Genomic DNA, 24,136 nt, shown 5'->3' with positions numbered 1-24,136 from the left:
GGCCACCGGCGTCGGCCGTGCACGAAGAACACCCGGCGCACGTCCTTGACCGTGCGGTCGGGGACCGGGTCCGGCCAGCGGCCGAAGTGCGCACCGGGCTCACCGGGCTGGACCGCGGCCACCTCGAAGCCGTACCGCTCCAAGAGCGCCTCGGGCTCGTCGCTGCCGAAGAGCCAGGGGCAGCCCCAGCCGCTGAAGACGTCCAGGAGGGGGCGCATGTGCGGGAGGGAGAGGGCCGCGGAGTTGACGAGGTCGGCGGCGATGCGGCTGCCCGGGGCGCAGAACGCGGCGACCCGCTCCAGCATCCGGTCGGTGTCCTTCTCGGGGATGTAGTACAGCAGCCCTTCGAGGAGCCAGGTGGACGGCAGGTCCGGGTCGTATCCGGAGTCGCGGAGCCGGTCCTCCCAGTCGTCCGCGGTCAGATCGACGGCCACCGTGACGTGGTCGACGCGCGGGCCGGTTCCACGCAACCGCTCCTCCTTGAACGCGAGCACCGACGGCCGGTCGACCTCGAAGTAGCGCAGGTGTTCCGGCCAGGGCAGCCGGTAGGCACGGGAGTCCATGCCCGCCGGGGCCACGACGAGCTGTGTCATCCCCCGGTCCTGTACGGCCTCCTGGAGAAGGTCGTCGAAGAATCTGGTGCGGATCGCGTTGTAGTCCGGGGTGCTGGGCACGCTCCGCTGCCGGCCGGGCGGGAACGTCGCGGCACGGATCTCCGCCAGGAGCCGGGGACCGGCTTCCCCCACCAGCGCGGCCGCATACGGGTCCGTGTAGAGCCGGTCCTCCCGCCGGCTCTCGGCGGCGCGCAGGGCGGCGGTCAGCAGGGCGGTCTTCTCCACGGGGCCGGCGGGATCCTGGACGTGCGTCATGTGCCCTCTCCTCGTAGTACGTCGGACGCGGCGATCAGTCGCCGCCACTGGCTCTCGTCCTGCCGGAACAGCCGGTCCTTGACCTGGGTGGGCCGGACACCGTCCGCCACGCGGGCGTGCCATTCGCTCTGGAAGGCGTCGGGGTGCAGCAGCCGGAGCCGCGCGGCGCCGAGCCGCCTCTCCCGCAGGGCTCTGGCGTATCCCGGGGACTCCGCGGCCAGCTCCGAGTCGAGCAGCCCGGCGAACCGCACGGTCTCGGACGCCAGCCATGGAGACTGCGGGGCCACCGCGAACACATACCGGGGCGCTTCGCCCGCCACTTCCTCCACCCGGCACGACACGCCCCTCAGCGCGAGGCCGGTGCTCGCGAGTGCCTGTCCCAGCGCTCTCACCACCTGGGCCTCGCGCAGACGTTCCCCGGCCGCGTCCGACCGTGCGGCCCGGCCCGCGTACAGGACCCGCGGCACGCCCCGGACGCGGTCCACCACGCGGACGACGTCCCCGACGGCGTACCGGTAGAGACCTCCGACGTGGCTGAAGAGCACGTGGTAGTCCCGGTGCGGTTCGAGTTCCTCCGCCACGAGCGTCTCGGTGCCGGGGCCGAGGTCCTGGTCGGCCTCCACGAACTCGTACACGGCGGCGGAGGGGACGAGGCTGCCCGCGGCGGGATGCCGGTCGAGCGGCACCGCCACCGGCCCCTCCGACGCGGCCACCGGCGCGGGCAGGACACCGACCCCCGCCCCGAACCGCTCACGCAGGCCCGGCATGTACAGGGAGGCCACGCCGGTCGTCCAGCCGAACAACGCCCGGACCTGTGGCCAGACGTGAGCCGGGCTCGGCTCCCCGAAGTGGTCGGCGAGGAACTCCAGTCGGGCGGCGCGCGCCGGATCGGGGTCTCCGTACGGCACTCCGCCCAGGGTCCCGTCGCGGACCTCCTTGACGATGCGCGGCCACCAGAGGCCGAGCTGGTAGGGCACGGCCGCGATCATCGCCGGATTGATCCCGATGAATCCCCGCACATCGCTCTGCACCGCCAGCCTCAGCCGCAGGTACATCTTCTCCAGGTGGTCCTCGGGGGCGACGTCCACGGGAAGGGTGGACCACGGGGCGGCGGTACCCAGTTCGGCCGAGAGCGGTTCGCCGAACGCCGTGCCGAAGTCGACCTGGCTGGCACCCACATGGGGGCGGCCGCCGCTCGTGACGGGAGGAGCGGCGAGCGGATCGTGTTTGAGGTTCAGCACCGCGTCCGGACGCTCCATGAGCTCCGGGACACTTTCGATCAGCGGCGCCCAGGCCGCGTAGTAGAAGGGGAAGAACACGGTCTTCATGAAACGGCGGGTGACCGGGACCTTCTTGTGGTCCCCGGTGCTTCCGCTGCTGGTGAAGTACACCACCGGCGCGTCCGCGGTCAGCAGGTTCGGCTCTCCGGCCGCCATGCGTTCGATCAGCGGGGCGTGCGCGGCATAGTCCTGGACCGGCACCGCCGCCCGTAAGTCCTTCAGGGTACGGATCGCGGCGAAGCCGTGGCGGCGCCCGAACTCGGTGTCGCCGTTGAACTCCAGCAGATCGGACAGCACGTGCTGTTGACGCCGGCTCAGCTCGTCGCGGTCGGCGCTCAGCCGGGCCCGCTCGGCGAACACCCGCTCCCGGTAGCGGCCCGCGTGGCCGGGTGTGCCCCAGCCCTGGGTGCTGCTCATACCGCGAGGACCTCCCGCACGGCCGCAGCGGTCGCGGCTCTTCCGGAACGCTCCTCGACCACCGTGACGGGCAGTCCCCCCGTTTCCTCCAGCAACAGCTTTCCGAGGTTCTTCTGATAGCTCTCGAAACCGAACCACTCGGGCCGATCGCCGAAGTATTCGATGGGGTTGAGCCGTACTCCGCGTCCCGAGCGACGCCAGGCGGTCTCGGGCGAGACGTCGAGATAGATCACCTCACGCGGCTGAGGGAAGGAACGCCACCAGGTGTACAAGGAGTGTCCTTCGAGCCCGGCGAGCCGGCACTTCGCGAGGATCTTGTAGTAGTACGAGTCCATCAGGACGGGCACGTCCGGCTCCTGGCGTTCGAGCTGGTCCTTCAGGTGCACGACGGCGGTGCCCAGCAGATTCGCGAGGAAGTCGGCGGAGTACGTGCGGCCCAGGCCCGGGAGTACGTCCCGGACGACGTTCCGGCGCAGCTGCGGGATCAGCCGGTGCTCCCCGGCCACGAGGTCGTCGTCGGTCGACAGGGTCCGCCAGCCGGGCAGCGCCGCCGAGAGCTCCGCCATCACCGTGGACTTCCCGGCGCAGTCCGGACCCAGCAGCACATAGAACGGACGGTCCGTCACTTGTCTCTCCCTGTCCTCGGATCGCGTGCGTACCGGGGCAGATGGCCGAGGTACGACTGGACGTTGCGCCGTGTCTCGACGACCGAGTCGCCGCCGAACTTCTCCGCCACCGCGTCGGCGAGCACCAGCGCCACCATCGCCTCCGCGACGATCCCGGCCGCCGGCACCGCGCACACGTCGGAGCGCTGATGGTGGGCGGCGGTCGTGTCACCGGTGACGACGTCGACCGTCCGCAGCGCCCGCGGCACGGTCGCGATCGGCTTCATCGCGGCCCGCACCCGCAGCAGCTCGCCTGTGGTCAGCCCGCCCTCGGTACCACCGGCGCGGTCCGAGGTCCGCCTGATGCCCTCGGGCGTGCTGACGATCTCGTCGTGCGCCTTCGAACCCGGCACCCGTGCGAGGCCGAAGCCGTCACCGACCTCGACGCCCTTGATCGCCTGGATGCCCATGAGGGCGGCGGCGAGCCGGGCGTCCAGACGCCGGTCCCAGTGCACGTGCGAGCCCAGGCCGACCGGGACGCCGTACGCCAGCACCTCGACCACGCCACCGAGGGTGTCGCCGTCCATGTGGGCCTGGTCGATCTCCGCGACCATCGCCTTCGACGCGTCGGCGTCCAGGCAGCGCACCGGGTCGGCGTCGAGCCGCTCGGCGTCGGCGGGGGTCGGGTACACGTCGCGGGGCGCCTCGGCGGCGGCCAGCTCCACGACGTGCGAGACGACCTCGATGCCGGCCGTCTCCTTCAGGTAGGACCGGGCCACCGCGCCCAACGCGACGCGGGCGGCCGTCTCCCGTGCCGAGGCACGCTCCAGGACCGGCCGGGCCTCCTCGAAACCGTACTTCTGCATGCCCGCGAGGTCGGCGTGGCCGGGTCGCGGCCGGGTCAGCGGGGCGTTGCGGGCCAGTTCCCGGAGGATCCCGGAGTCGACGGGGTCGGCCGCCATGACCTGCTCCCACTTCGGCCACTCCGTGTTGCCCACCATGACCGCGACCGGCGAGCCGAGCGTGAGGCCGTGCCGGACACCGCCGAGGAAGGTGACCTCGTCCCGCTCGAACTTCATCCGGGCGCCGCGCCCGTAACCGAGCCGGCGCCGCGCGAGATGGCCGGCCACCATCTCCGTGGTGACCGGCACGCCGGCGGGAAGACCCTCCAGCGTCCCGACGAGTGCGGGGCCGTGGGACTCCCCCGCCGTCAGCCAGTGCAACCTGCTCAACGCGGTCCACCTGCCCGGCTGCTGTCGCTCGCGACGAGCGCCGCCTGTCCGTCATGGGCGCGTTCGAGCAGATGCCGCAGGTGCTTCATGCTCTCCTCACCGGTCTCTGTCTCCGGCGCCGAGAGGCCGTCCAAGGCGTCGAGCAGGATGGTGAGGTCGGCGCTCACCTCACGGAGCACCTCGGCGACGGCGGAGGCGTTGCCGCGCAACACGTCGCTCCAGACCTCGGATCCGGCGGCGGTGGTAGGGGTGGCGTCGCGCAGTTCCGGTGCCGTCAGCCGCAGCACCTCCGGCACGGCGGGGTGGAAACGGGCGGCCAGCAGGGCGGCCATCGCGTACGGCGCGTGCGCGGCCCGGGCCATCGCGTCGTCGTGAGCCGCGCTCTTCATCACCACCGGCACGGCACCGCACAGCGCGGTCAGCGCGAGGGCACGATTGAGGGTTTCCTGGGAAGTGACAGGGGTGGGGGTGAGGACCCAGGGGCGCCCTTCGAAGAGCGCGGCCGACGCGTCCCGCCCGGCGAGGTCCGTCACCGGGTGCCCACCGACGTACGTGGCCGCGTCCGCGGGGCCGTGGGCGACGTCGCGCTCGGGGACCGACTTGATGCCGGCCACATCGGTGTACGCGTACGCCAGGCCGCGCCGCTGCCAGGCCGCGAGTACGGGGCCGACTCCGCTCGGGTGAACGTCGAGTACGGCCAGGTCCACCGGCCCCTGCGGGCCACCGGCGTCCGCGTGGGCCGGGTTTTCGGGGAGCAGCAGGACGTCGACGCCGTGCCGTCTCAGGGCCGACGTCACCGAGGAGGCGATCACGCCGCTGCCCACCACGGCAGCTGTGCGGGGCATCATGCGATCGCTCCCTCGGGGCGGTACATCTCGGCGACGAGAAACGCCAGGTCCAGGGACTGACTGTGATTCAGCCGCGGGTCGCAGGCGGTCTCGTAGCGCTGGTGGAGGTTGTCGACGAAGACCTCGGCACCGCCGCCCACGCATTCGGTGACGTCGTCACCGGTGAGCTCGACGTGGATGCCGCCCGGGTGGGTGCCCAGCGACTTGTGGACCTCGAAGAATCCCTTGACCTCGTCCAGCACGTCGTCGAAGCGGCGGGTCTTGTGTCCGGAGGCCGCCTCGAAGGTGTTGCCGTGCATCGGGTCACTCACCCAGGCCACCGTGGCGCCCGAGGCGGTGACCTTCTCGATCAGCTCGGGGAGCCTGTCACGGACCTTGTCGGCGCCCATGCGGACGATGAAGGTCAGCCGGCCCGGCTCGCGCTCGGGGTCGAGGCGCTCGATGTACTGGAGCGCCTCCTCGGCCGTGGCCGTCGGACCGAGCTTGACGCCGATGGGGTTGCGGATTTTCGAGGCGAACTCGATGTGCGCGTGGTCCAGTTGCCGGGTCCGCTCGCCGATCCACAGCATGTGCGCGGAGACGTCGTACAGCTGCCCGGTGCGCGAGTCGACGCGGGTGAGCGCCGACTCGTAGTCGAGCAGCAGCGCCTCGTGCGAGGAGTAGAACTCGACGGTCTCGAACTCCTCCGGGTCGGCCCCGCAGGCGTGCATGAAGTTCAGCGCCTGTTCGATCTCACGGGCGAGCTGCTCGTAGCGCAGCCCGGACGGGGACCACTTCACGAAGTCCTGGTTCCAGGCGTGCACCTGACGCAGATCCGCGTACCCCCCGGTCGTGAAGGCGCGCACCAGGTTGAGCGTCGAGGCCGACGCGTGGTACATCCGCTTCAGACGCCCGGGGTCCGGGACGCGGGCGGCCTCGGTGAACTCGAAGCCGTTGACCGAGTCGCCGCGGTAGGCCGGCAGGGTCACGCCGTCGCGGGTCTCGGTCGGCTTGGAGCGCGGCTTGGAGTACTGCCCGGCGATCCGGCCGACCTTCACGACCGGGACCGAGGCCGCGTACGTCAGCACGGCGCCCATCTGCAGCAGCGTCTTGAGCTTGTTGCGGATCTGGTCGGCGGACACGGCGCCGAAGGCCTCGGCACAGTCGCCGCCCTGCAGCAGGAACGCCTCCCCCTCGGCGACGGCTCCCAGACGGGCGCGCAGCTGGTCGCACTCGCCCGCGAAGACGAGCGGCGGATACGACTCGAGCTCCGCGACGACCGCGCGCAGGGCCTCGGGGTCGGGGTACTCGGGCTGCTGCGCCGCGGGAAGGTCTCGCCGGCCCGGTCGGGCCGGGACCGGTTCCTCCGGATAGGCATGCATGACTGGTTCTCCTGTAGCTCAAGAAGGTGGTCAGCGTCGGCCGACGGGGGGCGCTGCGGCTCCTCTGAATCCGATCGTCGGAACCGCACGTCGTGGCGGCGTCAGTGGCGCCATCTCGGACAGGTCTGCCAGGAAGGAATAGCGCCGGCGCAGTTCGGCGTCGGTGCGACGGCGGGAGCCCCCGTCCCTCAGCCCGGACCACCACCGTGTGATCTCGTACCAGCCGGGTGCCGAGTGAGCCCCGCCGAACTCCGCGACGGACAGTGCTGCGCAGAGGTCGGCGAACGCGAGGCGGTCGGTCAGGGGCCAGTCGGCCAGGGTGGCGAAGACGAAACCGGCCAGGAACACGTCGCCCGCGCCTGTCGGGTCCAGGGCGTCGACGGGGACCGCGGGGACGGCCGCCTCCTCGCCGGTGCGTCCGTCGCAGGCGACAGCTCCCTGGGCGCCCATGGTCACCACGGCGACCGGAACGACCTCGGCGAGGGCGCGGGCGGCCGCCCGCGCGCTGTCGGTCCCGGTGTACCGCGTCGCTTCGGCGGCGTTCGGCAGGAAGGCGTGGCAGTGACGGAGCCCGTCGAGGTCGGACACGGACCAGCGGCCTGTGGCGTCCCACCCGGTGTCGGCGAACACCAGGCTGCCGTCCTCCGCCGCCCGGCGGACCCACTCCGCGTCCTCCCCGGGAGCGAGGCCCGCGACGCAGGCGCGGCTGCGGGGCGGGCGGCGCGGGGGAAACCGCTCCTCGGCCGGGGCCTCGTGCCCATGGGTGACCATGGTGCGGTCCCCGTCGTAGGCGAACGAGACCGTCACCGGGGAGTGCCAGCCCGCCGGTCTGCGCGATGTCGACAGGTCGACCCCGTCGGCGGAGAGGTCCACCCAGCAGTGGTCGCCGTACTCGTCGTCGCCGAACGCCGCGCACAACATGGCGCGCAGGCCGAGCCGGGCCAGTGCCGTCGCCGTGGTGGCCACACCTCCGGGGCTGCACCCCATGCCGCGGGCCCAGGACTCGGCTCCCTTGACCGGGGCGCCTTCCAGTCCGGTGAAGACGATGTCCTGGAACACCGTGCCCACGACGTACACGTCGCACTCGGCGCCACCGTCCGCGGCAGCCTGCTCAGTACGTTCCACGGTCGGCTCCTCCTACGGCGGCGGCGTGCGTCTTACGCCGGGGTTCGGGCAGGCCGAGCCCGCGGTAGATGTCGAGCGCTGCCGTGGAACGGTTGAGGGTGATGAAGTGCAGACCGGGGGCGCCCTGGTCGAGCAGCTGCCGGGCCATCCCGGTGGCGTGGTCGACCCCGATGCGGTGGCCCTCGGCGGCGTCGTCACGTGCTTCCTCCAAGCGACGGGCCAGGTGCGCCGGGACCGTGGCGCCGCTCAGCTCCGCGAATCGCGCCATCTGCCCGAAGCGCGTGGCGGGCATGATTTCCGGGATCACCGGGATGGTGCAACCCGCCGCGTCGAGCCGGTCGCGGAGCCTGAAGTAGTCCTCGGACCGGAAGAACATCTGGGTGATCGCGAAGTCGGCGCCGGCCCTGGCCTTAGCCACGAAATGACCGATGTCGTCCTCCCAGTCCCGCGAGCGGAGGTGCCGCTCGGGAAACGCGGCGACGCCGATGCCGAAGTCACCGGATTCCCTTACCAGGCGTACCAGTTCAGCGGCGTGGCGCAGCCCTTCGGGGTGCGGGACCCAGGGGCCCCGGGGGTCGGACGGCGGGTCGCCGCGCAGGACGAGGAGGTCGCGGACTCCGGCGTGCGCGTACTGCCCGATGATCCGGCGGAGTTCGGCCACGGAGTGCCCGACGGCCGTGAGATGGGCCACCACGGGGAGCGTGGTGTCCTGCGCGATGCGCTCGGCGAGGGCGATCGTCCGGTCCCGCGAGGATCCGCCGGCGCCGTAGGTGACGGAGACGAACGCGGGCCGCACGGCTTCCAGCTCACGCAGGGTCTGCCACAGGGACCGCTCGCCCGGCGAAGTCTGCGGCGACTTCGGCGACTTCGGCGACTTCGGCGGGAAGATCTCGAAGGAGTAGAGAGTGCGCCCCTCGGCCAGCAGGCGGCGCACCCCGTCCGGCGACGTGCCTGGTGGTGTCATGACACCTCCCCACCGGTCCGGCCGAGAAAGCGTGCCAGCTCCTGCGCCGCCTCCGGCTCGTAGGCCGAAGCACACAGCGTCAGCAGCTCCTCGTGGTCCAGCCGGTACTCCTGCGCCCCGACCGCGCGCAGTACGACCGCGGCCACCGCGCAGCCGAGCTGGGCGGCCCGGGTCGGGGTGAGCCCGCCTGCGACCGCCGCGAGGAAACCGGCGCGGAACCCGTCGCCGACACCGGTGGGATCCCGCGGTTCGGCCACGGGCACCGCCGCGACCTCGACGGGTGGCTCGCCCCTCCGCTGGATCCGGCAGCCCTTCTCGCCCAGCGTCGTGACCCAGGTGCCGGCCCTGACGAGCACATCGGTCTCGGTCCATCCCGTCTTGCGGAGCAGCAGGGTGTTCTCGTACTCGTTGGTGAAGAGGAGGCCGGCGCCGGTCACCAGGTCCCGGATCGTCTCGCCGTCGAGCCGTGCGAGCTGCTGGGACGGATCGGCGGCGAAGAGCAGTCCTGCCGCACGGCAGTCCCGCGTGTGCCGCAGCATGGCCTCGGGGTCGTTCGCCCCGATCAGGACGAGGCCCAGGCCGCCTGCGCGTTCCGCCACCGCGCGGATGTCGATCGCCGCCGCCTCGCTCATCGCGCCGGCGTAGAACGAGGCGATCTGGTTCCCGTCGTCGTCCGTGGTGCACTGGAACCGCGCCGTGTGCCGGACCTGCGACACGTGCACCGAACCCGTGTCCACACCATGGCGGGCGAGCCGTGCGCCGTGGTCCTCGAAGTCGCGTCCGACGGCTCCGACGAGCACGGGCCGCAGGCCGAGGCCGCCGAGACCGAAGGCGATGTTGGAGGCGACGCCGCCCTGGCGGATGTGCAGTTCGTCGACCAGGAAAGAGAGCGACACGTGGTCGAGCGCGTCCGGCACGAGCTGTTCGGTGAACCGGCCCGGGAAGTGCATCAGATGGTCGGTGGCGATGGAACCTGTGACCGCTATGCGCACCTCACACCCCCGCCGACTTCCGGAGCGCCGTCGCACGATCCGTGCGCTCCCAGGTGAAGTCGGGGTGCCTGCGGCCGAAATGGCCGTAGGCGGCGGCCCTGGCGTAGATCGGACGCAGGAGACCCAGGTCCCGGATGATCGCCGCCGGGCGGAGGTCGAAGACCTCACCGATCGCCTTCTCGATCCGCTCGGTCCCGATCCGGTGGGTGCCGAACGTCTCGACGAACAGGCCCACCGGCTGGGCCACGCCGATCGCGTAGGCGACCTGGACCTCGCAACGGGTGGCGAGCCCGGCCGCCACGACGTTCTTGGCGACCCAGCGCATGGCGTACGCGGCCGAGCGGTCGACCTTGGACGGGTCCTTGCCGGAGAACGCGCCGCCGCCATGGCGGGCCATACCGCCGTACGTGTCGATGATGATCTTGCGGCCGGTGAGGCCCGCGTCGCCCATCGGGCCGCCGATCTCGAAGCGGCCGGTCGGATTGACCAGGAGGCGGTAGCCCTCGGTGTCCAGCTTGATGCCCTCGTCGAGCAGCGCCCTGAGCTCCGGCTCCACGACGAGCTTACGGATGTCCGGGGCCAGCAGGGAGTCCAGGTCCACTCCGGACGCGTGTTGCGAGGAGACCACGACGGTGTCCAGCCGGACCGCCTTGTCGCCGTCGTACTCGATGGTGACCTGCGTCTTGCCGTCCGGACGCAGATAGGGGATGGTGCCGTTCCTCCGTACGTCCGCCAGGCGCTTGGACAAGCGGTGCGCCAGGAAGATCGGCAGCGGCATCAGGGTCGGCGTCTCGTCGGTCGCGTAGCCGAACATGATGCCCTGGTCGCCGGCGCCCTGCCGGTCCAGTTCGTCCTCGACGCCGGCCTTGTCCGCCGTGTCCACGCCCTGCGCGATGTCCGGCGACTGCGCGCCGATCGACACCGTGACGCCGCAGGAGGCTCCGTCGAAGCCCTTCGCCGACGAGTCGTAGCCGATCTCGATGATCTTGTCCCGGACCAGCTGCGGGATCGGGACACGAGCCTTGGTCGTGACCTCTCCGGCCACGTGCACCAGGCCGGTGGTGATCAGGGTCTCGACGGCGACGCGGGAGGTGGGGTCCTCCTTGAGCAGCGCGTCGAGAATGGTGTCGCTGATCTGGTCGGCGATCTTGTCGGGGTGTCCCTCGGTCACGGACTCCGAGGTGAACAGACGGCGTGTCACACGACCACCCGCACGTTGTAGTCACGCAGCCAGCTGTCGAGTTGGAGCGCCCGGGGCAGAATGGGAGGCGGCGTGAACGCGCCGTTGAACCAGTCCTTGTTGTCGACCATGGCGCGCAGCGCCGCCGCGTCCAGCAGTTGCATGGCGGGCGAGCTCGGGTCGCCGATCATGTCCGAGACGGCGTCGCGGACGGAGTCCAGGTACTCGGAACCCTTTCCGACGGGGAATCCGCTCTTGGGCCGGTGCACGACCTCGGCGGGCAGCAGGTCCTCGACCGCGCTGCGGAGCAGGCCCTTCTCCTGGTCACCGAGGCGTTTGACCTGCCATGGCACGTTCCACACGTAGTCGACCAGGCGGTGGTCGCAGAACGGGACGCGGACCTCCAGGCCGTTGGCCATGCTCATCCGGTCCTTGCGGTCGAGGAGGAACGGCAGGAAGCGGGTCTGCTGGAGGTAGTACACCTCGCGCATCCGCCGGTCCGTTCCGGTCTCGCCCTCGAGGCGGGGCACCTCGCCCAGCGCCTCCTCGTACCGGGCGTCGAGGCGCTCGTGCAGGTCCAGGCTGTCGCGCAGGTGCCCGGAGAGAACGGCGTTGCGGTCCTGGACGCCGGCCGACCAGGGGAAGCCGTTCGTAGGCTTCCGGGCCTCGGAGACGAACCAGGGGTAGCCGCCGAACGCGTCGTCCGCGCCCTCGCCGGACAGGGCGACCGTCAGATACCTGCTCACCTCGCGGAAGAGCAGATAGAGGGACACGTCCAGGTCGCCCACGCCGGGGATGTCGCGGGCCCGCAGGGTGGTCCGTGACTCGTGGAGCAGCGAGGCCGGCTCCACCAGGACCTCGGTGTGCTTGGTGCCGAGGTGCCCGACGACCGCCTGCACGAACGGCGCGTCCCGGGAGACGTGCAGCGCGTCAGCGGTGAACTCCTCCTCGCTGCCTTCGAAGTCGACCGAGTACGTCGCCAGCGGGTCGAGGCCGTTGGCGGACAGCACGCCCGCGCCCAGGGCCGTGATGGCGCTCGAGTCGATGCCGCCCGAGAGCAGGGCGCCCAGCGGCCTGTCGGCCTCGATCTGCTCGGAGACCGCCCGGTCGAGCAACTCGCGGACGCGGGCGACGGTGGTGGGGACGTCGTCCTCGTGCGGCCGACTGCGTAACTCCCAGTAGCGGTGCGGCCTCGCGCCCCGCCGGTCGAAGCGGATCAGGTGACCCGGCTTCACTTCGCGCAGGGTGCGGAAGACGGCGTCCCCGGGGCGCTTGGCCGCCACCGTGAAGACATCGACCAGCCCCTCGGCGTCGACCTCCGGGGCGACCTGCCCGCTGGCGAACAGTGCCTTGGGCTCGGATCCGAAGATCACGCCCGAGGGGTGTTCCGCGTAGTAGAGGGGTTTCACGCCCAGCGGGTCACGTGCCAGCAGCAGTGTCTCCCGCGCGACGTCCCAGAGCGCGAAGGCGAACATTCCGGCGAACCGGGTGACTGCGGACTCGCCCCACTCACGGTACGAGGCCAGGATCACCTCCGTGTCCGTGCCGGTACGGAAGCGATGCCCGCGGGTGGTCAACTCCTCCCGGATCTCACGGAAGTTGTGGATCTCGCCGCTGAAGGAGACCACCGCGAGCTCCCGGCCGTCGTCCTCCCCGCGGGCGGCCATCGGCTGCTGCCCGTGGTCCACGTCGATGACCGCGAGCCTGCGGTGCCCCAGACCGATGCTGGGGGCACTCCACACCCCGGCGCCGTCCGGGCCGCGCAGGGCGAGTGTCTCAGCCATCCGGGAGACGGTGGCGACCTGACCGGTCATGTCACGTTCCCAGTCCAACCAGCCTGCTATGCCGCACATGTGCGTGAGCTCCTCACTTCTCGGAGGCGGTGGCGAAGCCGACGAGGCTCGCCTCCACCACGCCCCGGATCGGGGCGGGCAGCCGGTCCCAGTTGCGCGCGTCGTTGAGGTCGAGGACCCTCGACAGCTTCCAGCCGAGGTACTGGCCGAGGGAGGCGAGCGGCGGGAGCGTCTCCACCGGGCGCAGCACCAGGTCGTAGCCCGGGAACAGGCCGCCGACGCGTTCGGCGGTCGCGCGTGACCAGGCCTCGTCGACGGGTACGTCGGTGGTGGCCAGGCACACGATGGCCGTACCGCGGATCACCAGCATGTAGTTCAGGACGGTCGGGCCGGTGTGCTCCTCCGGCCACAGGCCGGCCTCGAAGTCGTTCTGCCGGATGCCGTTGCCCTCCAGCACGATCAGGTCCTGGGAGCGTCCGAGGGTGCGCAACAGCGGGGTGGCCACCCCGCACGGGCAGGGCGTTCCCGGGATCTCGACGAGGTCACCCGTGCGGTACCGCAGCAGGGGCCTCGCTTGCATGTCGAGGGTGGTGACGACGAGTTCACCGCGGTCGGGGCTGCCCTCGATGAACCGGGTCCCGGTGTCGTCGGTCAGTTCCAGGACGTAACTCTGCGTCTGGAGATGGAGGTTGCCCTGTTCGCAGGTGATGGCGGTGGTGCCGGTCTCCGAGGAGCCGTAGGCGGCGGAGTAGGCCTTGGCCCCGGTCAGCCGCTCCAGGTGCCGGATGAATCCCGGCCCTGTCTGCTCGGCCATGAGCAGGAGCTTGTCGAAGGCGGGCACCGGCTCGTCGTTGCGGTAGGCGAACTGGATCATCTCCAGGAGGCGGGACGGAGGCCCTACGAAGACGTTGACACCGAGTTCGCGGGTCAGTCGCAGCACCCGGGTGTAGTCACCCGTGATGTTGTCCACCCACGGCCGCAGGGACATCACCTGGAGATATTCGAGGACCTTCTCGAACTGGTAGGCCGCGGGGGCGAAGGGGGCGTTGATCAGGATGAGCGCCCGGTCGCTCCGGTCGAGGATGCGCGCCCACTGCTCCCCGATGTTGATGGTGTTCACGATCAGGTCGTCGAGGGCCTTCGGCGCCGCCACCGGGTTGCCCGTCGTGCCGGACGACTCGTAGTAGTGGAGGAACTCCGACAGGTCGCGGGTGAACGCCTTGTGTCCGCCGGAGCTCAGGCTCTGCTTGGGCAGGAACGGCAGCTGGGGCAGGAGGTCCGCGATGACCGTCTCCGGGGCCGTCGCCTGTGCCTTCTTCGTGAGGTCCGCGAGCGTGTCGCGCTCGTAGAGGCCGGAGTCGGCAGCGGCCTGCAGGGTGGCGGAGAACTTCCTGCCCAGGGCGCCGGGTTCGGGGGTGCCCGCGTGGCTGTCGCGGACGAGATCGGTGTGCGCCCGGGCGGTGGCCAGGAGTGTGTGCTCGATGTGGGAGTCACGCAGCAGCAACATCGGTGTCCTTGTCGGAGGTGAAGCCGGCCGCGCGGGCCAGGCTGCCGTCGAGAATGAGCTCGCTGACCGCGGCGATGTCTCCGTCCATGCGCCGGTCGCCGTCGGCGAACGGGACGTGGGCGCGCACGACTTCGTGCACGCGCCGGACCCAGGGGGCCGCGTTCTCGCGGCCCCTGAGGTCGATGGCCTGGGCGCCGGCGAGCAGGGCGATCGCCGCGACCTGGCCCGTCAGTTCGTTCACGGTGCGGGCGTCGCGCGCGGCGAGGGTGCCCATGCTCACCTTGTCCTGGTTGTGGGCTTCGGTGGAGCGGGAGAACACACTGGCCGGAGCGGCGGTCTTGAGGGCCTCGGCGGTGATGGCGGAGGCGGCGATCTGCATGCCCTTGAATCCGTGGTGCAGTCCGGCCTCGTCGCTCAGTGAGGGGGGTACGAGGTTGGCCGGCAGCCCCGCGTTGAACTTCGGATCCACGACGAGCGCCAGCTGCCGGTCCAGGAGATCGGCCACGTTCGCGGTCGCGATCTTGAGACTGTCCATCGCCTGGGCGACGTGTCCGGCGTAGAAGTTTCCGCCGTGGTGCACCCGCTCCTCCTCGACCGCGAAGAGCGGGTTGTCCGTGGAGGCGTTGATCTCCGTGGTCAGCCACTGCTCGACCCAGGTGAGGGTGTCGCGGAGGACGCCGATGACATGCGGAGCACAGCGCACCGAGTAGTGGTCCTGGATGCGCTGTTCGAGCCTGCGGTAGTCGTCCTGCAGCGGGTCCGTCCCGTCGAGGATCTCCTCGTACGTCGTGGAGAGCCCCGACTCCGCGGTCATTCGCCGCACTTCCCTGGCCGTCGCGACCTGGCCGGGGTGGGGCTTGGCGTCGTGCAGGAACGCGGCGAAGTGGGAGGCGTTGCCCAACAGCGCCTCGCTGATGAACGCGGTGACGATCTCGGCCGTACGGGCGATGCTCACGGCGTCGTGCGCGGCGAGGACGGCGAACGCGGTGGTGAACGACGTTCCGTTGATGAGCGCCAGCCCCTCCTTGGCCTCCAGGTCGAGGGGCGCGATGCCCGCCTCCCGCTGGGCCTCGGAGGCCGGCATGATCCGCTTGCCGTAGAGCACGTCGCCCTCGCCGAGCAGGACGGAGGCCACGTAACAGAGCGGTACCAGGTCCCCGCTGGCCCCCAGGGAGCCCCTCTCCGGTACACGCGGCAGGATGTCCGCGTCCAGGTGGGCGAGCAACCGCTCGATCACCAGGGGGCGGATGCCGGAGTTGCCGCGGGCCAGTGCGTTGGCGCGGATCAGGAATGTGGCGCGGACCACGTCATCCGCGGCTTCCGGGCCCGTGCCGTTGAGGTGATAGCGAATCAGGTTCCGTTGCAGATGAGCAGCGCGCTCAGGGCTGATCTGGTTGGTGACGCTGTCCCCGAAGCCCGTGGTCACACCGTAGATCGGCTTCCGGTCGGCGATCAGGCGGTCGCGCAGCCGTACGCTTCGCTCTGCCGTGGCCACCGCCTGGGATGCCAGCGCCACGGCAGGGGCCACGCCCTCCCTGGGCGGGCGGGCCAGTCGTACGACGTCGCGCAGGGTGAGCGATCGACCGTCGAGTTCGATCCCGACGTCGTGGGTCTGTGCGGTCACAGGGCACTCTCCGACGCAAATCGATTTGGCATGTGCCCAGCCTCTGTGATCGGCCGTGCTCCGGGCTTCCGCCGAGCGGCCAGTCTCTACCTGGGCCGAAGACCAGGAGGAATAGGTGCTTCCGTATGGGTGGCACAGAGAGGAGCCGCCTGCAAAACGGTGTCACGAACCGATTCCCCCGTGACCGGCGACGGAATGCGCGACGGAGCGAATGTTACAAGGTTATGTCTGGATGGAAATCATTGAATGCAAGACGGTTATCGGGTTAGCATCTGCCAGCCGCACGCCTCGCGGCCAGTGTCCCGCAGTACTCCGGTCGCCGCCGCGAGCAGTAGCTCCGCGAAGCCATCCACAGGGGGATCAATGATCGACTGCGCCACCCACCGCACCGGAACGCCGATACGTGTCGCTGCGCCCAGAGGTCCTTCGATCCTGTCTGCCGGAATCGCGGCCGCCCTGCACTCGACACCAGGCATGAGCGTCATCAGCCCCGGCCGGCCCGGGCCGGAAGGACGGGATCCCAGGCCACAGGCCGACGTCCTCCTGGTGGAGGACGACCCTTCCTTATCTCCCCCCGAGGTCATCGCCGCCGCCCGGCCGCGGCAGGCCTCGGAGACCCGGCAGCGACGGGCCGGAGTCGTGCTGGTGACACAGGAGCCGGCCATCGAGCGCATCGTCGCGTATCTGCGGTCGGGCGTCCGCGCCTTCGTCTGCCATGACGCGCCGCTCGACGACCTGGTGGACGCCGTGCATTCGATCGCACGGGGAGAGGTGTTCCTTCCCCATGGAATAGCGGTCCAAATCATCGACGGAATACTGCCTCATCTCCCCTTCTTCACCCCCGGCACCACCTCACCTTTGGACCGGCTCACCACCCGGGAGAAGGAGGTCTACTCCCATGTGGCCGCAGGACGGTCCAACGCGGAGATCGCCAGGGCGTGCTACCTGAGCGAAAAGACCGTGAAATTCCATGTCTCCAATATTCTGCGCAAACTCGGTGTGAAAAATCGCCTCCAGGCCGTCGCCCACGCCCACCAGGCGGTCGAGAAGGCGGCGTGAGAACGCGGTAGCACCTGACGCCGGGGCGCGTCCGCTCACCGGCCTCGCCCCGGCAGTCTGCGCAGCCCCAACTCCCTTGCATGCAAGCGGAGTTCACCATATGATTCGATACTTAGCGAACTTTAGAATACTGGCCTTCTAGATCCGGAGTGCCTTCATGACCACGGATCCGCGCAGGCCGTCGGGCCTGTCCCGACTCCCGTCCCTCACGGGCCTGCGCTTCGTCGCCGTTCTGTTCGTCTTCGCCTTCCATGCCGCCCTGGAGGCGCCGTTCAGCGACACCGGCTTCGGCCAGGCGTACGCGGACACGGTCATGAACGCGGGATGGCTGGGCGTGAGCTTCTTCTTCGTCCTCAGCGGATTCGTCCTGACGTGGTCCGCCCGCCCCCGGGACACGGTGCCGGGCTTCTGGCGGCGGCGGGCCGCCAAGGTCTATCCGCTGCACATCGTCACCTGGGCCGCCGCGCTCGTCCTGGTGGCCGCGGCCGGCGCACCGGCAGAGCTGCGCCAGGCGCTCCCGAACCTGTTCCTGGTGCATACCTGGTTCCCCGACCGCGACGTGTTCTCGAGCCTCAACGACGTGAGCTGGTCACTGTCCTGCGAGGTCTTCTTCTACCTGCTCTTCCCGTTCCTGCTGCGGGCCCTGCGACGCATCGAGGCCGGCCGCCTGTGGGTGTGGGCGACCGTCACAGCACTCCTGGTTCCCGTGCTGCCGCTGCTGGCGGAGCTGTTGCCGGACTCCCCGCCGCTGCCGTTCGGTTCCGGCTCCGAGTGGCAGTTCTGGTTCGTGTACGTGATCCCGGTGGGCCGCCTGCTGGAATTCTGCTTCGGCATGTTCCTGGCCAGGATGCTGCTGACCGGGCGCACAGTCCCCGTCCCGGTCCTGCCCGCGGCCGCGCTCGTCCTCGTCGCCTACGCGGTCTCACTCCAGCTCCCCTTCCTGTACGGGCTGACCAGCGTGACCGTCGTGCCCATCGGGCTGCTCATCGCAGCCGTCGCCCAGAAGGACATCCGCGGGACGGCCTCGGTACTGGCCCGCCCCATGGCCGTCCGCCTTGGGGAATGGTCCTTCGCCTTCTACCTCGTCCACCGACTGCTCCTCCAGCAGGGGCACCGGCTGCTGGGCGAGGGCCGCACCTGGTCGACACCCACGGTGTTCGGCCTGTTCGCGGCCGCGTTCGCCCTGTCACTGCTGATCTCCTGGGCGCTGCACGTCTGCGTCGAACGTCCCGCGATGCGCCTGCTCGGTTCAGGCCGGGGCAGGTCCGCACCTCCCCCGGCCCCGGCCCGGCCATCGGCCGCCGCTCGTCCCGCGACTACCGAAGCCACCCCTTCCCGAACCGTCTGAAAGGGAACGCCAGCATGTCCGACGACTCGCTCACCCAGTACCCGCTCCCCCTGGGGCCTCTTGGCGAACCCCCGGAGAAGTACTCCGAACTGCGCGCGAAGTGCCCGGTCTCCCGCGTCCGACTGCCCAGCGGTGACGCCGCGTGGATGGTCACCGGCTACGACGAGGTCGTGGCCGCCATGTCCGACCGGCGGCTGTCCCGTGCGGCGCTGCGCGAACCCGGGGCGGTCCGCACGGTCAGCGGCGAGGACTTCTCGGACAACCCGTACAACCTTCTCAACCAGGAGGGCCAGGACCACACCCGGCTGCGCAGGCTCATCGCCCCCGCGTTCACTCCCCGTAAGGCCGAGCTGTGGCGGGCCAGGATCGAGGAGATAGCCCATGAGCTGATCGACCAGCTGATCGCCGGGCCCCGTCCCGCCGACCTGCACCACGACTTCGCGGCCACGCTGCCCATCTGGGTCATCTGCGAGATGGTGGGCGCCCCCGTCGAGGACCGCGCGAAGCTCCAGAAGTGGACGGACCGACTGGTCAGCATCACCGCGCACACGCCCGAAGAACGGCTGGCCGCCCGCGAGGAGTCCGCCGCGTACGTGGCCGGGCTGATCGCACAGCACCGCGAGGAGCCGGGTGAGGACCTGCTCAGCACCCTCATCACGGCCCGCGACGACGACGACCGGCTGAACGAGCGTGAGCTGGTCTGGCTGGGCATCAACCTGCTCGTCGCCGGCCACGACACGACCGTGAGCGCGATCTCGCGCAGCCTGTTCCAGCTGCTGCGCCACCCCGACCAGTGGCGCCTGCTGGTCGACAACCCCGGCGTGCTCCCCGAGGCCACCGAGGAACTCCTGCGCTACGCGCCTCCCTCCGAGATCGGTTTCATGCGCATCGCGACGGAGGACGTCGAGATCGCCGGCACCAAGGTGGCCAAGGGCGAGGGCGTCATCCCGGTGATGCACGCGGCCGGCCGTGACACCAGGCGGGTCTCCGCACCGGAGGCGCTGGACCTCACCCGCACCGATGCCACGCACCTCGCTTTCGGGCACGGCCACCACTACTGCCCTGGCGTCGGCGTCGCCCGGGTGGAGCTCCAGTCGGCCTTCGGGACGCTCGCGAAGCGGCTCCCCTCGCTGCGTCTGGCCGTTCCCGCGGAGCAGGTGGAGTGGATCGGCGGACTGCTGACCGTGCGCCCCAAGGCCCTTCCCGTGGACTGGTGACGGCGGAACACATCTGATCGCGGACCGAAGTGCGGTGATGGGCTCGAGGAGCCCGGCCGCACTTCGGCCGTCCACGGCGGCACCGCGGTGCCGCCGTGCCGCCCACCGCGTATACGGCCGCGCACGCGTTGGACTTGACCGTAAAGTAGAAGGATAAATAATCTTGACACCCACTATGCAGCGCTCAGGATGACAGCAGCTGCACACGAGGGAGCCCGGATGACGACCAACCCGCCGCGAACCCGCCGGACCTCGCCGAGCAGGGCTGCCGACGACAGCGCACGCCGGCAGTACTTCTCCACACTCGCCCTCGACCGTCCGGACATCGCCATGTGCCGGGCCACGACCGTGGTGGCCCGCGCCATCGACGTCGAACTCACCGACTACAAGGTCTCGGTGGCCCAGCACCTGGTGCTGAAGATGCTCAGCGACGTGGGGCCCTGTTCGCAGCAGGAGCTGAGCGAGCAGCTGCGTATCGACCGCAGCGTGATGGTCGGCTGCATCGACGGTCTGGAGGACTCGGGGCTGGTACGCCGCGAGCGGCACCCCAAGGATCGGCGGGCCAACGCCATCACGCTGACGGCGGACGGGCTGGTCGCCCTGGCCGAGGTCGAGAGCGGGGTGCCGCGCCTGCTGGACCGCGCCTTCCAGGCCCTCACCCCCGCGGAGCGCAAGACACTCACCCGCCTGATCGCCAAGATCCTCGAAGTCACGTGAGCGGCCGGCCGGCCGGCGGGCGACGCCGATCGCCGGTTCAGGAAACCGGCGCAAGGGCCCGCAGGGCACGCAGCATGCCGTCGGGGCCGGCACCGAACTCGGGCGCGGGGCTCACGGCGAGCAGCGGTGTGACCACACCGGCGTCGACATAGCGCTCCACATGCGCGCGGCACTCCTCCGGGCTGCCGTGGACGAGGAGTTCATCCACGAGCCGGTCCGGTACGGCCGCGGCGGCGCCCCTGAAGTCACCGGCAGCCCAGGCCCGCCTGGAGGGCTCCAGCACCTCACCCCGCCCGAGCCAGTCGTGGAAGGCCGAGTAGGTCCGCGCGTTGAGGATCGCGCCCAGCATCGCCCGGCCCTGTGCCCGGGCGTAGCCCCTGTCCCGGGTGGGGCAGACGAAGATCCGCGCGACCACTTCCTTCGCCTTGCCCTCGGGACCCATCGCCTCCACCACCTGAGGAAGATCGTCCACGGCGAGGAAATTGGTGACGAGCCCGTCAGCCTCCCGCCCGGCGAGCCGCAGCATCTGCGGCCGCAGGGCACCGATGAGGACAGGAGGTGCCGGGTCGGGTACGGAGGCGACGCGGAAGCCTTCGATGCTGAACGAGTCGAAGTCGCCGGACACGTACTCCCCGTTCAGGGCCGCCTTGAGGAAGCGCACCGTGTCGCGAACCCTTCGATAGGGATGTTCGAAGGGGATGCCGTTGATGCGCGTGACGAACGGAGGCCCCGAGGATCCCACCCCGAGCACGACCCGCCCGGGCGCGGCCTCCGCCAGCGTCGCGACCGTCATCGCCAGCAGAGCCGGGCCGCGCGTCTGCACCGGCAGCACGGCGGTTCCCACCCTCAGCTCCGGTGCCCATGCGGCGGCCAGCGCGAGCGGTGTGAAGCCGTCGTAGCCGGCTGCCTCGCCGGTCCAGGCGTCCGTGTAGCCGAGATCCGGGAGTTCCTCGATGATGCGACGGTGTGCGGACAGAGGAACGGTCTGGAGCGGGATCGTCACCCCGTAGCGGTCCAACGGCTCACTCCTTCCTTCTCACGGGCAGCACCTGGACGAGCCGAGTCGCCCGGGCCAAAGCCACTCCAGTTTCATTTAATAGTTCGCCAACAATGGAACTATGAACTTCGACTGTGGCCGTGTCAACACCCGCCAGTGCGGCACCGGGTCACCACTGGCATCATCCGCTTGTCACGCGAGCAGGGGAAACATCCTTCGAGAAGGAGCCCAGTTGAACACGTCACCGGTGAACTCCTCACCCGGCAGCCCACACCGCATGGACCCGTCCGGCGGCTGCCCGCACGCGGCCAACGCCCGCCTGCTGTCCCAGGGCGCTGTCACCGCGGTGATCCTGCCCGGCGAGGTGGAGGGCATGGCGGTCCTGGGGCATGACGCCCTCAAGGAATTTCTGTCGCACCCCGATGTCGCCAAGGACGCGCAGCACTTCGCGGCGCTCCAGGCGGGTGAGATCGCCGACGGCTGGCCGTTGAAGACGTTCGCGACGGTGCAGGGGATGACAACCGCCGACGGCGCCGACCACCGACGGCTGCGGTCCCTGATGAGCAAGGCCTTCACCGCGCGCCGGGTGGAGGCACTCCGGCCACGCGTGGAGGCGTTGACGGCCTCGCTCCTGGACGGTCTCGACCGGGCCGCGATCGCCGGTGACGGTGTCGCCGACCTGCGCGCGCACTTCGCGTTTCCGCTGCCCATGGGTGTCATCTGCGAGCTCCTGGGTGTGGACGCCGAGCACCACGACCGGCTGCACCATCTGTCCAACCGCATCGTCGCCACCGACACAGCCCCCGCCGAGGCCATGGCGGCCAACCGGGAGATGGTGGAGGTGCTCAGCGCCGTGGCGGCCGCCCGGACGGAGAGTCCCGGGGACGACCTCATCAGCGCGCTGATCGCGGCCCGGGAGGCTGACGGCGACCGGCTGGGCCCGCACGAGCTGATCGGCACCCTGATGCTCACGATCATCGCCGGACACGAGACGACGCTCAATCTGATCACCAACGCCGTACGTGCCCTGTGCGCCCACCGGGATCAGCTCGACCTGGTCCGGTCGGGCGGGGCGAGCTGGGAGGACGTGGTGGAGGAGACGCTGCGCTGGGACAGCCCGGTCAGCTACTTCCCGTTCCGCTACCCGACCCGCGATCTGACACTCGACGGCACCGTCATCCCCAAGGGGACCCCGGTGCTGGCCGGTTACTCCGCGGCGGGCCGCGACAGGAAGACCCACGGCCCGGATGCCGACCGGTTCGACATCACCCGTGACAGCGGGACCCGGCACCTCTCGCTCGGGCATGGCGCGCACTACTGCATGGGCGCCCCGCTGGCCCGGATGGAGGGCACTGCGGCGCTCGCGCAGCTGTTCGCGCGCTTCCCCGACCTGGATCTCGCCGTCCCGGAGGCCGAACTGCCGCGCCACGCCTCCTTCGTGGGCAACAGCGTGAGGGCGCTGCCGGTACGCCTGCGCGGCTGAGGCGGAGGGCCGGGCTGCAGGACCGGCGCGGGGGTGGAAGTCGGACACCAGGTGTTCCCACCTGACTCGAACAGCCCTTGTGTCCCCGTGCCGGCTCCGGTCTCCTGCATAACGGCAGACCTGTCCGGCGGGTGACAACGTTGCCGGACCCCTCAGAGGCGGTGCGGTGCGGGGCGCCCCGTCGACGCACCGCACGAAGGAGTACGCCGATGCGCTTACGCCCCTCCGCGGCCACGCGACTGGCCCTCACCACCGTGAGCGCCGTCGCCCTCTCCGTCACACAGGTGCCGCACGCCTCCGCCCACGGCCCGGGCGGGAAGTGGGTCGCCGCCTGGGGTGCGAGCCAGGTGGCCGGCAGTGAGATCCCCGGCAGCACCTGCCCCGCCGGATCGGGACTGGAGAACCGGACCGTCCGCAATGTGCTCTTCGTCAGCGCCGGCGGTGCCGGCGTCCGCGTCCGGCTCGCCAACACCTTCGGCACACGGCCGGTGAGCGTGGACCAAGTCACGGTCGCGCTCCAGCGGTCCGGGGCCGCGGCCGTGCCGGGCACACTGCGCACCCTGACCTTCGACGGCCGCCGGGACACCACGATCGCAGCAGGTGAGGACCTCTTCAGCGACCCCGTACCGATGCGGGTGGAAGCCCTCTCCAGGCTGCTGGTCAGCGTGCACGTGGACGAGGCCACGGGCCCGGTGACGAACCATCCGTTCACCGCCCAGGGGAATTACCTCGCCGCCGGGGACGCGGCCGGCGACACGTCGGGCACCCCCTACTCGGACACCCCTGCTGGATGCTGGTGAGCGGGGTCGACGTACGCGGGAGCGCCCGTACGGCCGGTGCCGTGGTCACGTTCGGGGATTCCATCACCGACACCGCGAGCACCACCGGCAATGCCGACCAGCGCTATCCGGACCACCTCGCCCGTCGGCTGCAGGACCGGACGGGGCGCACGCTCGCCGTGGTCAACGCGGGGCTGGGCGGCAACCGCCTCATCGCCGAGCGGGACGGCGAGCCCTACTACGGCCCGTCGGGCATTTCCCGGGTGGAGCGCGACGCGCTCGGTCAGAGCGGCGTGAGGGCCGTCATCCTGCAGGAGGGCATCAACGACATCGGCTTCGACGCGTCCGCCGAGGAGATCATCGCCGGGTACCGGACGTTCATCGAGAAGGTGCGCGCCAAGGGCGTCCCGGTGTACGGCGGGACGCTGCTGCCCTTCCGCGGGTCGTTCGTGTGGACCCCCGAACGACAGGCGACCTGGACCACGGTCAACGCCTGGATCCGGCACTCCGGCGCCTTCGACGGAGTGGTCGACTTCGCGGCGGCCACCGCGTCGGCCACCGATCCGCTGGCGCTGGATCCCGCCTACGACAGCGGGGACGGTCTGCACCCCGGCGACGCGGGCACCCGCGCGATGGCCGATGCCGTCGACCTCGGCATGCTCCTCGCCGGGCCGGCGCGGAGGAATCTGCCCCGCGACTGAACGCGCGGCTGCGAGGCTCCGTATCCACACCTGACGTC

General features: G+C 70.6%; 20 protein-coding genes and 1 pseudogene. 7 read left to right on the top strand and 14 right to left on the bottom strand.

All coding sequences use genetic code 11. From position 1 onward, the window contains the following. Window positions 1-8: 8 nt before the first annotated feature. The 13 genes and pseudogenes from ACIBCU_RS36780 to hutH all read right to left on the bottom strand — a co-directional run. Window positions 9-869, bottom strand: a pseudogene (locus ACIBCU_RS36780) (class I SAM-dependent methyltransferase); the annotation flags it as partial. After that, a complete protein-coding gene (locus ACIBCU_RS36775) occupies window positions 866-2,566 on the bottom strand; it encodes a GH3 auxin-responsive promoter family protein (protein WP_362929125.1) in 1,701 nt (566 codons plus the stop codon). The gene ACIBCU_RS36775 and the pseudogene ACIBCU_RS36780, both read right to left, overlap by 4 nt. Beyond that, window positions 2,563-3,192, bottom strand: coding sequence for a hypothetical protein (locus tag ACIBCU_RS36770; protein WP_362929127.1), 630 nt, complete (start codon window positions 3,190-3,192; stop codon window positions 2,563-2,565). The genes ACIBCU_RS36775 and ACIBCU_RS36770 overlap by 4 nt, the downstream gene beginning before the upstream one ends. After that, the gene (gene aroC, locus ACIBCU_RS36765) at window positions 3,189-4,403 is read right to left on the bottom strand and encodes a chorismate synthase (protein ID WP_399236868.1); all 1,215 of its coding nucleotides are present in this window, start codon (window positions 4,401-4,403) and stop codon (window positions 3,189-3,191) included. Before aroC ends, ACIBCU_RS36770 begins: the two co-directional genes overlap by 4 nt. Continuing rightward, entirely contained in the window at window positions 4,400-5,251 is an 852-nt protein-coding gene (locus ACIBCU_RS36760; protein ID WP_362929130.1) for a prephenate dehydrogenase/arogenate dehydrogenase family protein, read from the bottom strand. Before ACIBCU_RS36760 ends, aroC begins: the two co-directional genes overlap by 4 nt. Beyond that, entirely contained in the window at window positions 5,248-6,612 is a 1,365-nt protein-coding gene (locus tag ACIBCU_RS36755; RefSeq protein ID WP_362929132.1) for a class II 3-deoxy-7-phosphoheptulonate synthase, read from the bottom strand. Before ACIBCU_RS36755 ends, ACIBCU_RS36760 begins: the two co-directional genes overlap by 4 nt. Window positions 6,613-6,642: 30 nt before the next feature. Then, a complete protein-coding gene (locus ACIBCU_RS36750) occupies window positions 6,643-7,737 on the bottom strand; it encodes a PfkB family carbohydrate kinase (RefSeq protein WP_362929134.1) in 1,095 nt (364 codons plus the stop codon). After that, window positions 7,724-8,701, bottom strand: coding sequence for a methylenetetrahydrofolate reductase [NAD(P)H] (gene metF / locus ACIBCU_RS36745; RefSeq protein WP_362929136.1), 978 nt, complete (start codon window positions 8,699-8,701; stop codon window positions 7,724-7,726). The genes ACIBCU_RS36750 and metF overlap by 14 nt, the downstream gene beginning before the upstream one ends. Further along, window positions 8,698-9,693 (bottom strand): carbohydrate kinase family protein, encoded by a 996-nt coding sequence (locus tag ACIBCU_RS36740; protein ID WP_362929138.1) that lies wholly within the window; start codon window positions 9,691-9,693, stop codon window positions 8,698-8,700. Before ACIBCU_RS36740 ends, metF begins: the two co-directional genes overlap by 4 nt. 1 nt (window position 9,694) lies before the next feature. Beyond that, window positions 9,695-10,894 carry a methionine adenosyltransferase gene (gene metK / locus ACIBCU_RS36735; protein ID WP_362929140.1) on the bottom strand — a complete coding sequence of 400 codons (1,200 nt, stop codon included), beginning with the start codon at window positions 10,892-10,894 and terminating at the stop codon, window positions 9,695-9,697. Next, on the bottom strand, window positions 10,891-12,726 hold the full coding sequence (gene asnB / locus ACIBCU_RS36730; RefSeq protein WP_399236864.1) for an asparagine synthase (glutamine-hydrolyzing): 1,836 nt from the start codon (window positions 12,724-12,726) through the stop codon (window positions 10,891-10,893). The genes metK and asnB overlap by 4 nt, the downstream gene beginning before the upstream one ends. Before the next feature lie 13 nt (window positions 12,727-12,739). Next, window positions 12,740-14,173, bottom strand: coding sequence for a hypothetical protein (locus tag ACIBCU_RS36725; protein WP_362929144.1), 1,434 nt, complete (start codon window positions 14,171-14,173; stop codon window positions 12,740-12,742). Then, window positions 14,157-15,797 carry a histidine ammonia-lyase gene (gene hutH / locus ACIBCU_RS36720; protein WP_399236862.1) on the bottom strand — a complete coding sequence of 547 codons (1,641 nt, stop codon included), beginning with the start codon at window positions 15,795-15,797 and terminating at the stop codon, window positions 14,157-14,159. Before hutH ends, ACIBCU_RS36725 begins: the two co-directional genes overlap by 17 nt. A gap of 474 nt (window positions 15,798-16,271) precedes the next feature. Between hutH and ACIBCU_RS36715 the strand changes: the two genes are divergently transcribed. The 4 genes from ACIBCU_RS36715 to ACIBCU_RS36700 all read left to right on the top strand — a co-directional run bounded on the left by ACIBCU_RS36715 (window position 16,272) and on the right by ACIBCU_RS36700 (window position 20,138). Further along, window positions 16,272-16,856 (top strand): response regulator transcription factor, encoded by a 585-nt coding sequence (locus ACIBCU_RS36715; RefSeq protein WP_362929148.1) that lies wholly within the window; start codon window positions 16,272-16,274, stop codon window positions 16,854-16,856. Between the two features lie 157 nt (window positions 16,857-17,013). Next, window positions 17,014-18,204, top strand: a complete 1,191-nt coding sequence (locus ACIBCU_RS36710; RefSeq protein WP_399236860.1) for an acyltransferase family protein — start codon at window positions 17,014-17,016, stop codon at window positions 18,202-18,204. Between the two features lie 14 nt (window positions 18,205-18,218). Then, window positions 18,219-19,421 (top strand): cytochrome P450, encoded by a 1,203-nt coding sequence (locus tag ACIBCU_RS36705; RefSeq protein ID WP_362929152.1) that lies wholly within the window; start codon window positions 18,219-18,221, stop codon window positions 19,419-19,421. A 219-nt stretch (window positions 19,422-19,640) separates the two neighbouring features. After that, window positions 19,641-20,138 (top strand): MarR family transcriptional regulator, encoded by a 498-nt coding sequence (locus tag ACIBCU_RS36700; protein WP_362929154.1) that lies wholly within the window; start codon window positions 19,641-19,643, stop codon window positions 20,136-20,138. Between the two features lie 37 nt (window positions 20,139-20,175). Here the strand turns inward: ACIBCU_RS36700 and ACIBCU_RS36695 are convergent, their stop codons facing one another. Then, entirely contained in the window at window positions 20,176-21,156 is a 981-nt protein-coding gene (locus tag ACIBCU_RS36695; protein WP_399236857.1) for an LLM class F420-dependent oxidoreductase, read from the bottom strand. 256 nt (window positions 21,157-21,412) lie between these two features. Between ACIBCU_RS36695 and ACIBCU_RS36690 the strand changes: the two genes are divergently transcribed. The 3 genes from ACIBCU_RS36690 (at window position 21,413) to ACIBCU_RS36680 (ending at window position 24,098) form a co-directional block, all read left to right on the top strand. Continuing rightward, on the top strand, window positions 21,413-22,618 hold the full coding sequence (locus ACIBCU_RS36690) for a cytochrome P450 (RefSeq protein WP_399236904.1): 1,206 nt from the start codon (window positions 21,413-21,415) through the stop codon (window positions 22,616-22,618). Between the two features lie 209 nt (window positions 22,619-22,827). Beyond that, the gene (locus ACIBCU_RS36685; protein WP_399236855.1) at window positions 22,828-23,418 is read left to right on the top strand and encodes a hypothetical protein; all 591 of its coding nucleotides are present in this window, start codon (window positions 22,828-22,830) and stop codon (window positions 23,416-23,418) included. Beyond that, a complete protein-coding gene (locus ACIBCU_RS36680) occupies window positions 23,409-24,098 on the top strand; it encodes an SGNH/GDSL hydrolase family protein (protein WP_399236853.1) in 690 nt (229 codons plus the stop codon). Before ACIBCU_RS36685 ends, ACIBCU_RS36680 begins: the two co-directional genes overlap by 10 nt. Window positions 24,099-24,136 lie beyond the last annotated feature (38 nt).

It is taken from the genome of Streptomyces sp. NPDC051064 (assembly GCF_044455985.1).
In the GTDB taxonomy this organism is placed as follows: domain Bacteria; phylum Actinomycetota; class Actinomycetes; order Streptomycetales; family Streptomycetaceae; genus Streptomyces.
This window is presented reverse-complemented; position numbering and strand designations above follow the sequence as displayed.

What these genes read in the sequence shown, in the direction of transcription:
- ACIBCU_RS36710 (WP_399236860.1), top strand. Translation starts at nt 17,014, where the DNA reads ATGACCACGGATCCGCGCAGGCCGTCGGGCCTGTCCCGACTCCCGTCC.
- ACIBCU_RS36685 (WP_399236855.1), top strand. Translation starts at nt 22,828, where the DNA reads ATGCGCTTACGCCCCTCCGCGGCCACGCGACTGGCCCTCACCACCGTG.
- ACIBCU_RS36755 (WP_362929132.1), bottom strand. Translation starts at nt 6,612, where the DNA reads ATGCATGCCTATCCGGAGGAACCGGTCCCGGCCCGACCGGGCCGGCGA.
- ACIBCU_RS36705 (WP_362929152.1), top strand. Translation starts at nt 18,219, where the DNA reads ATGTCCGACGACTCGCTCACCCAGTACCCGCTCCCCCTGGGGCCTCTT.
- ACIBCU_RS36690 (WP_399236904.1), top strand. Translation starts at nt 21,413, where the DNA reads ATGGACCCGTCCGGCGGCTGCCCGCACGCGGCCAACGCCCGCCTGCTG.
- ACIBCU_RS36715 (WP_362929148.1), top strand. Translation starts at nt 16,272, where the DNA reads ATGAGCGTCATCAGCCCCGGCCGGCCCGGGCCGGAAGGACGGGATCCC.
- metF (WP_362929136.1), bottom strand. Translation starts at nt 8,701, where the DNA reads ATGACACCACCAGGCACGTCGCCGGACGGGGTGCGCCGCCTGCTGGCC.
- ACIBCU_RS36680 (WP_399236853.1), top strand. Translation starts at nt 23,409, where the DNA reads ATGCTGGTGAGCGGGGTCGACGTACGCGGGAGCGCCCGTACGGCCGGT.
- ACIBCU_RS36760 (WP_362929130.1), bottom strand. Translation starts at nt 5,251, where the DNA reads ATGATGCCCCGCACAGCTGCCGTGGTGGGCAGCGGCGTGATCGCCTCC.
- ACIBCU_RS36775 (WP_362929125.1), bottom strand. Translation starts at nt 2,566, where the DNA reads ATGAGCAGCACCCAGGGCTGGGGCACACCCGGCCACGCGGGCCGCTAC.
- asnB (WP_399236864.1), bottom strand. Translation starts at nt 12,726, where the DNA reads ATGTGCGGCATAGCAGGCTGGTTGGACTGGGAACGTGACATGACCGGT.
- ACIBCU_RS36725 (WP_362929144.1), bottom strand. Translation starts at nt 14,173, where the DNA reads ATGTTGCTGCTGCGTGACTCCCACATCGAGCACACACTCCTGGCCACC.
- ACIBCU_RS36700 (WP_362929154.1), top strand. Translation starts at nt 19,641, where the DNA reads ATGACGACCAACCCGCCGCGAACCCGCCGGACCTCGCCGAGCAGGGCT.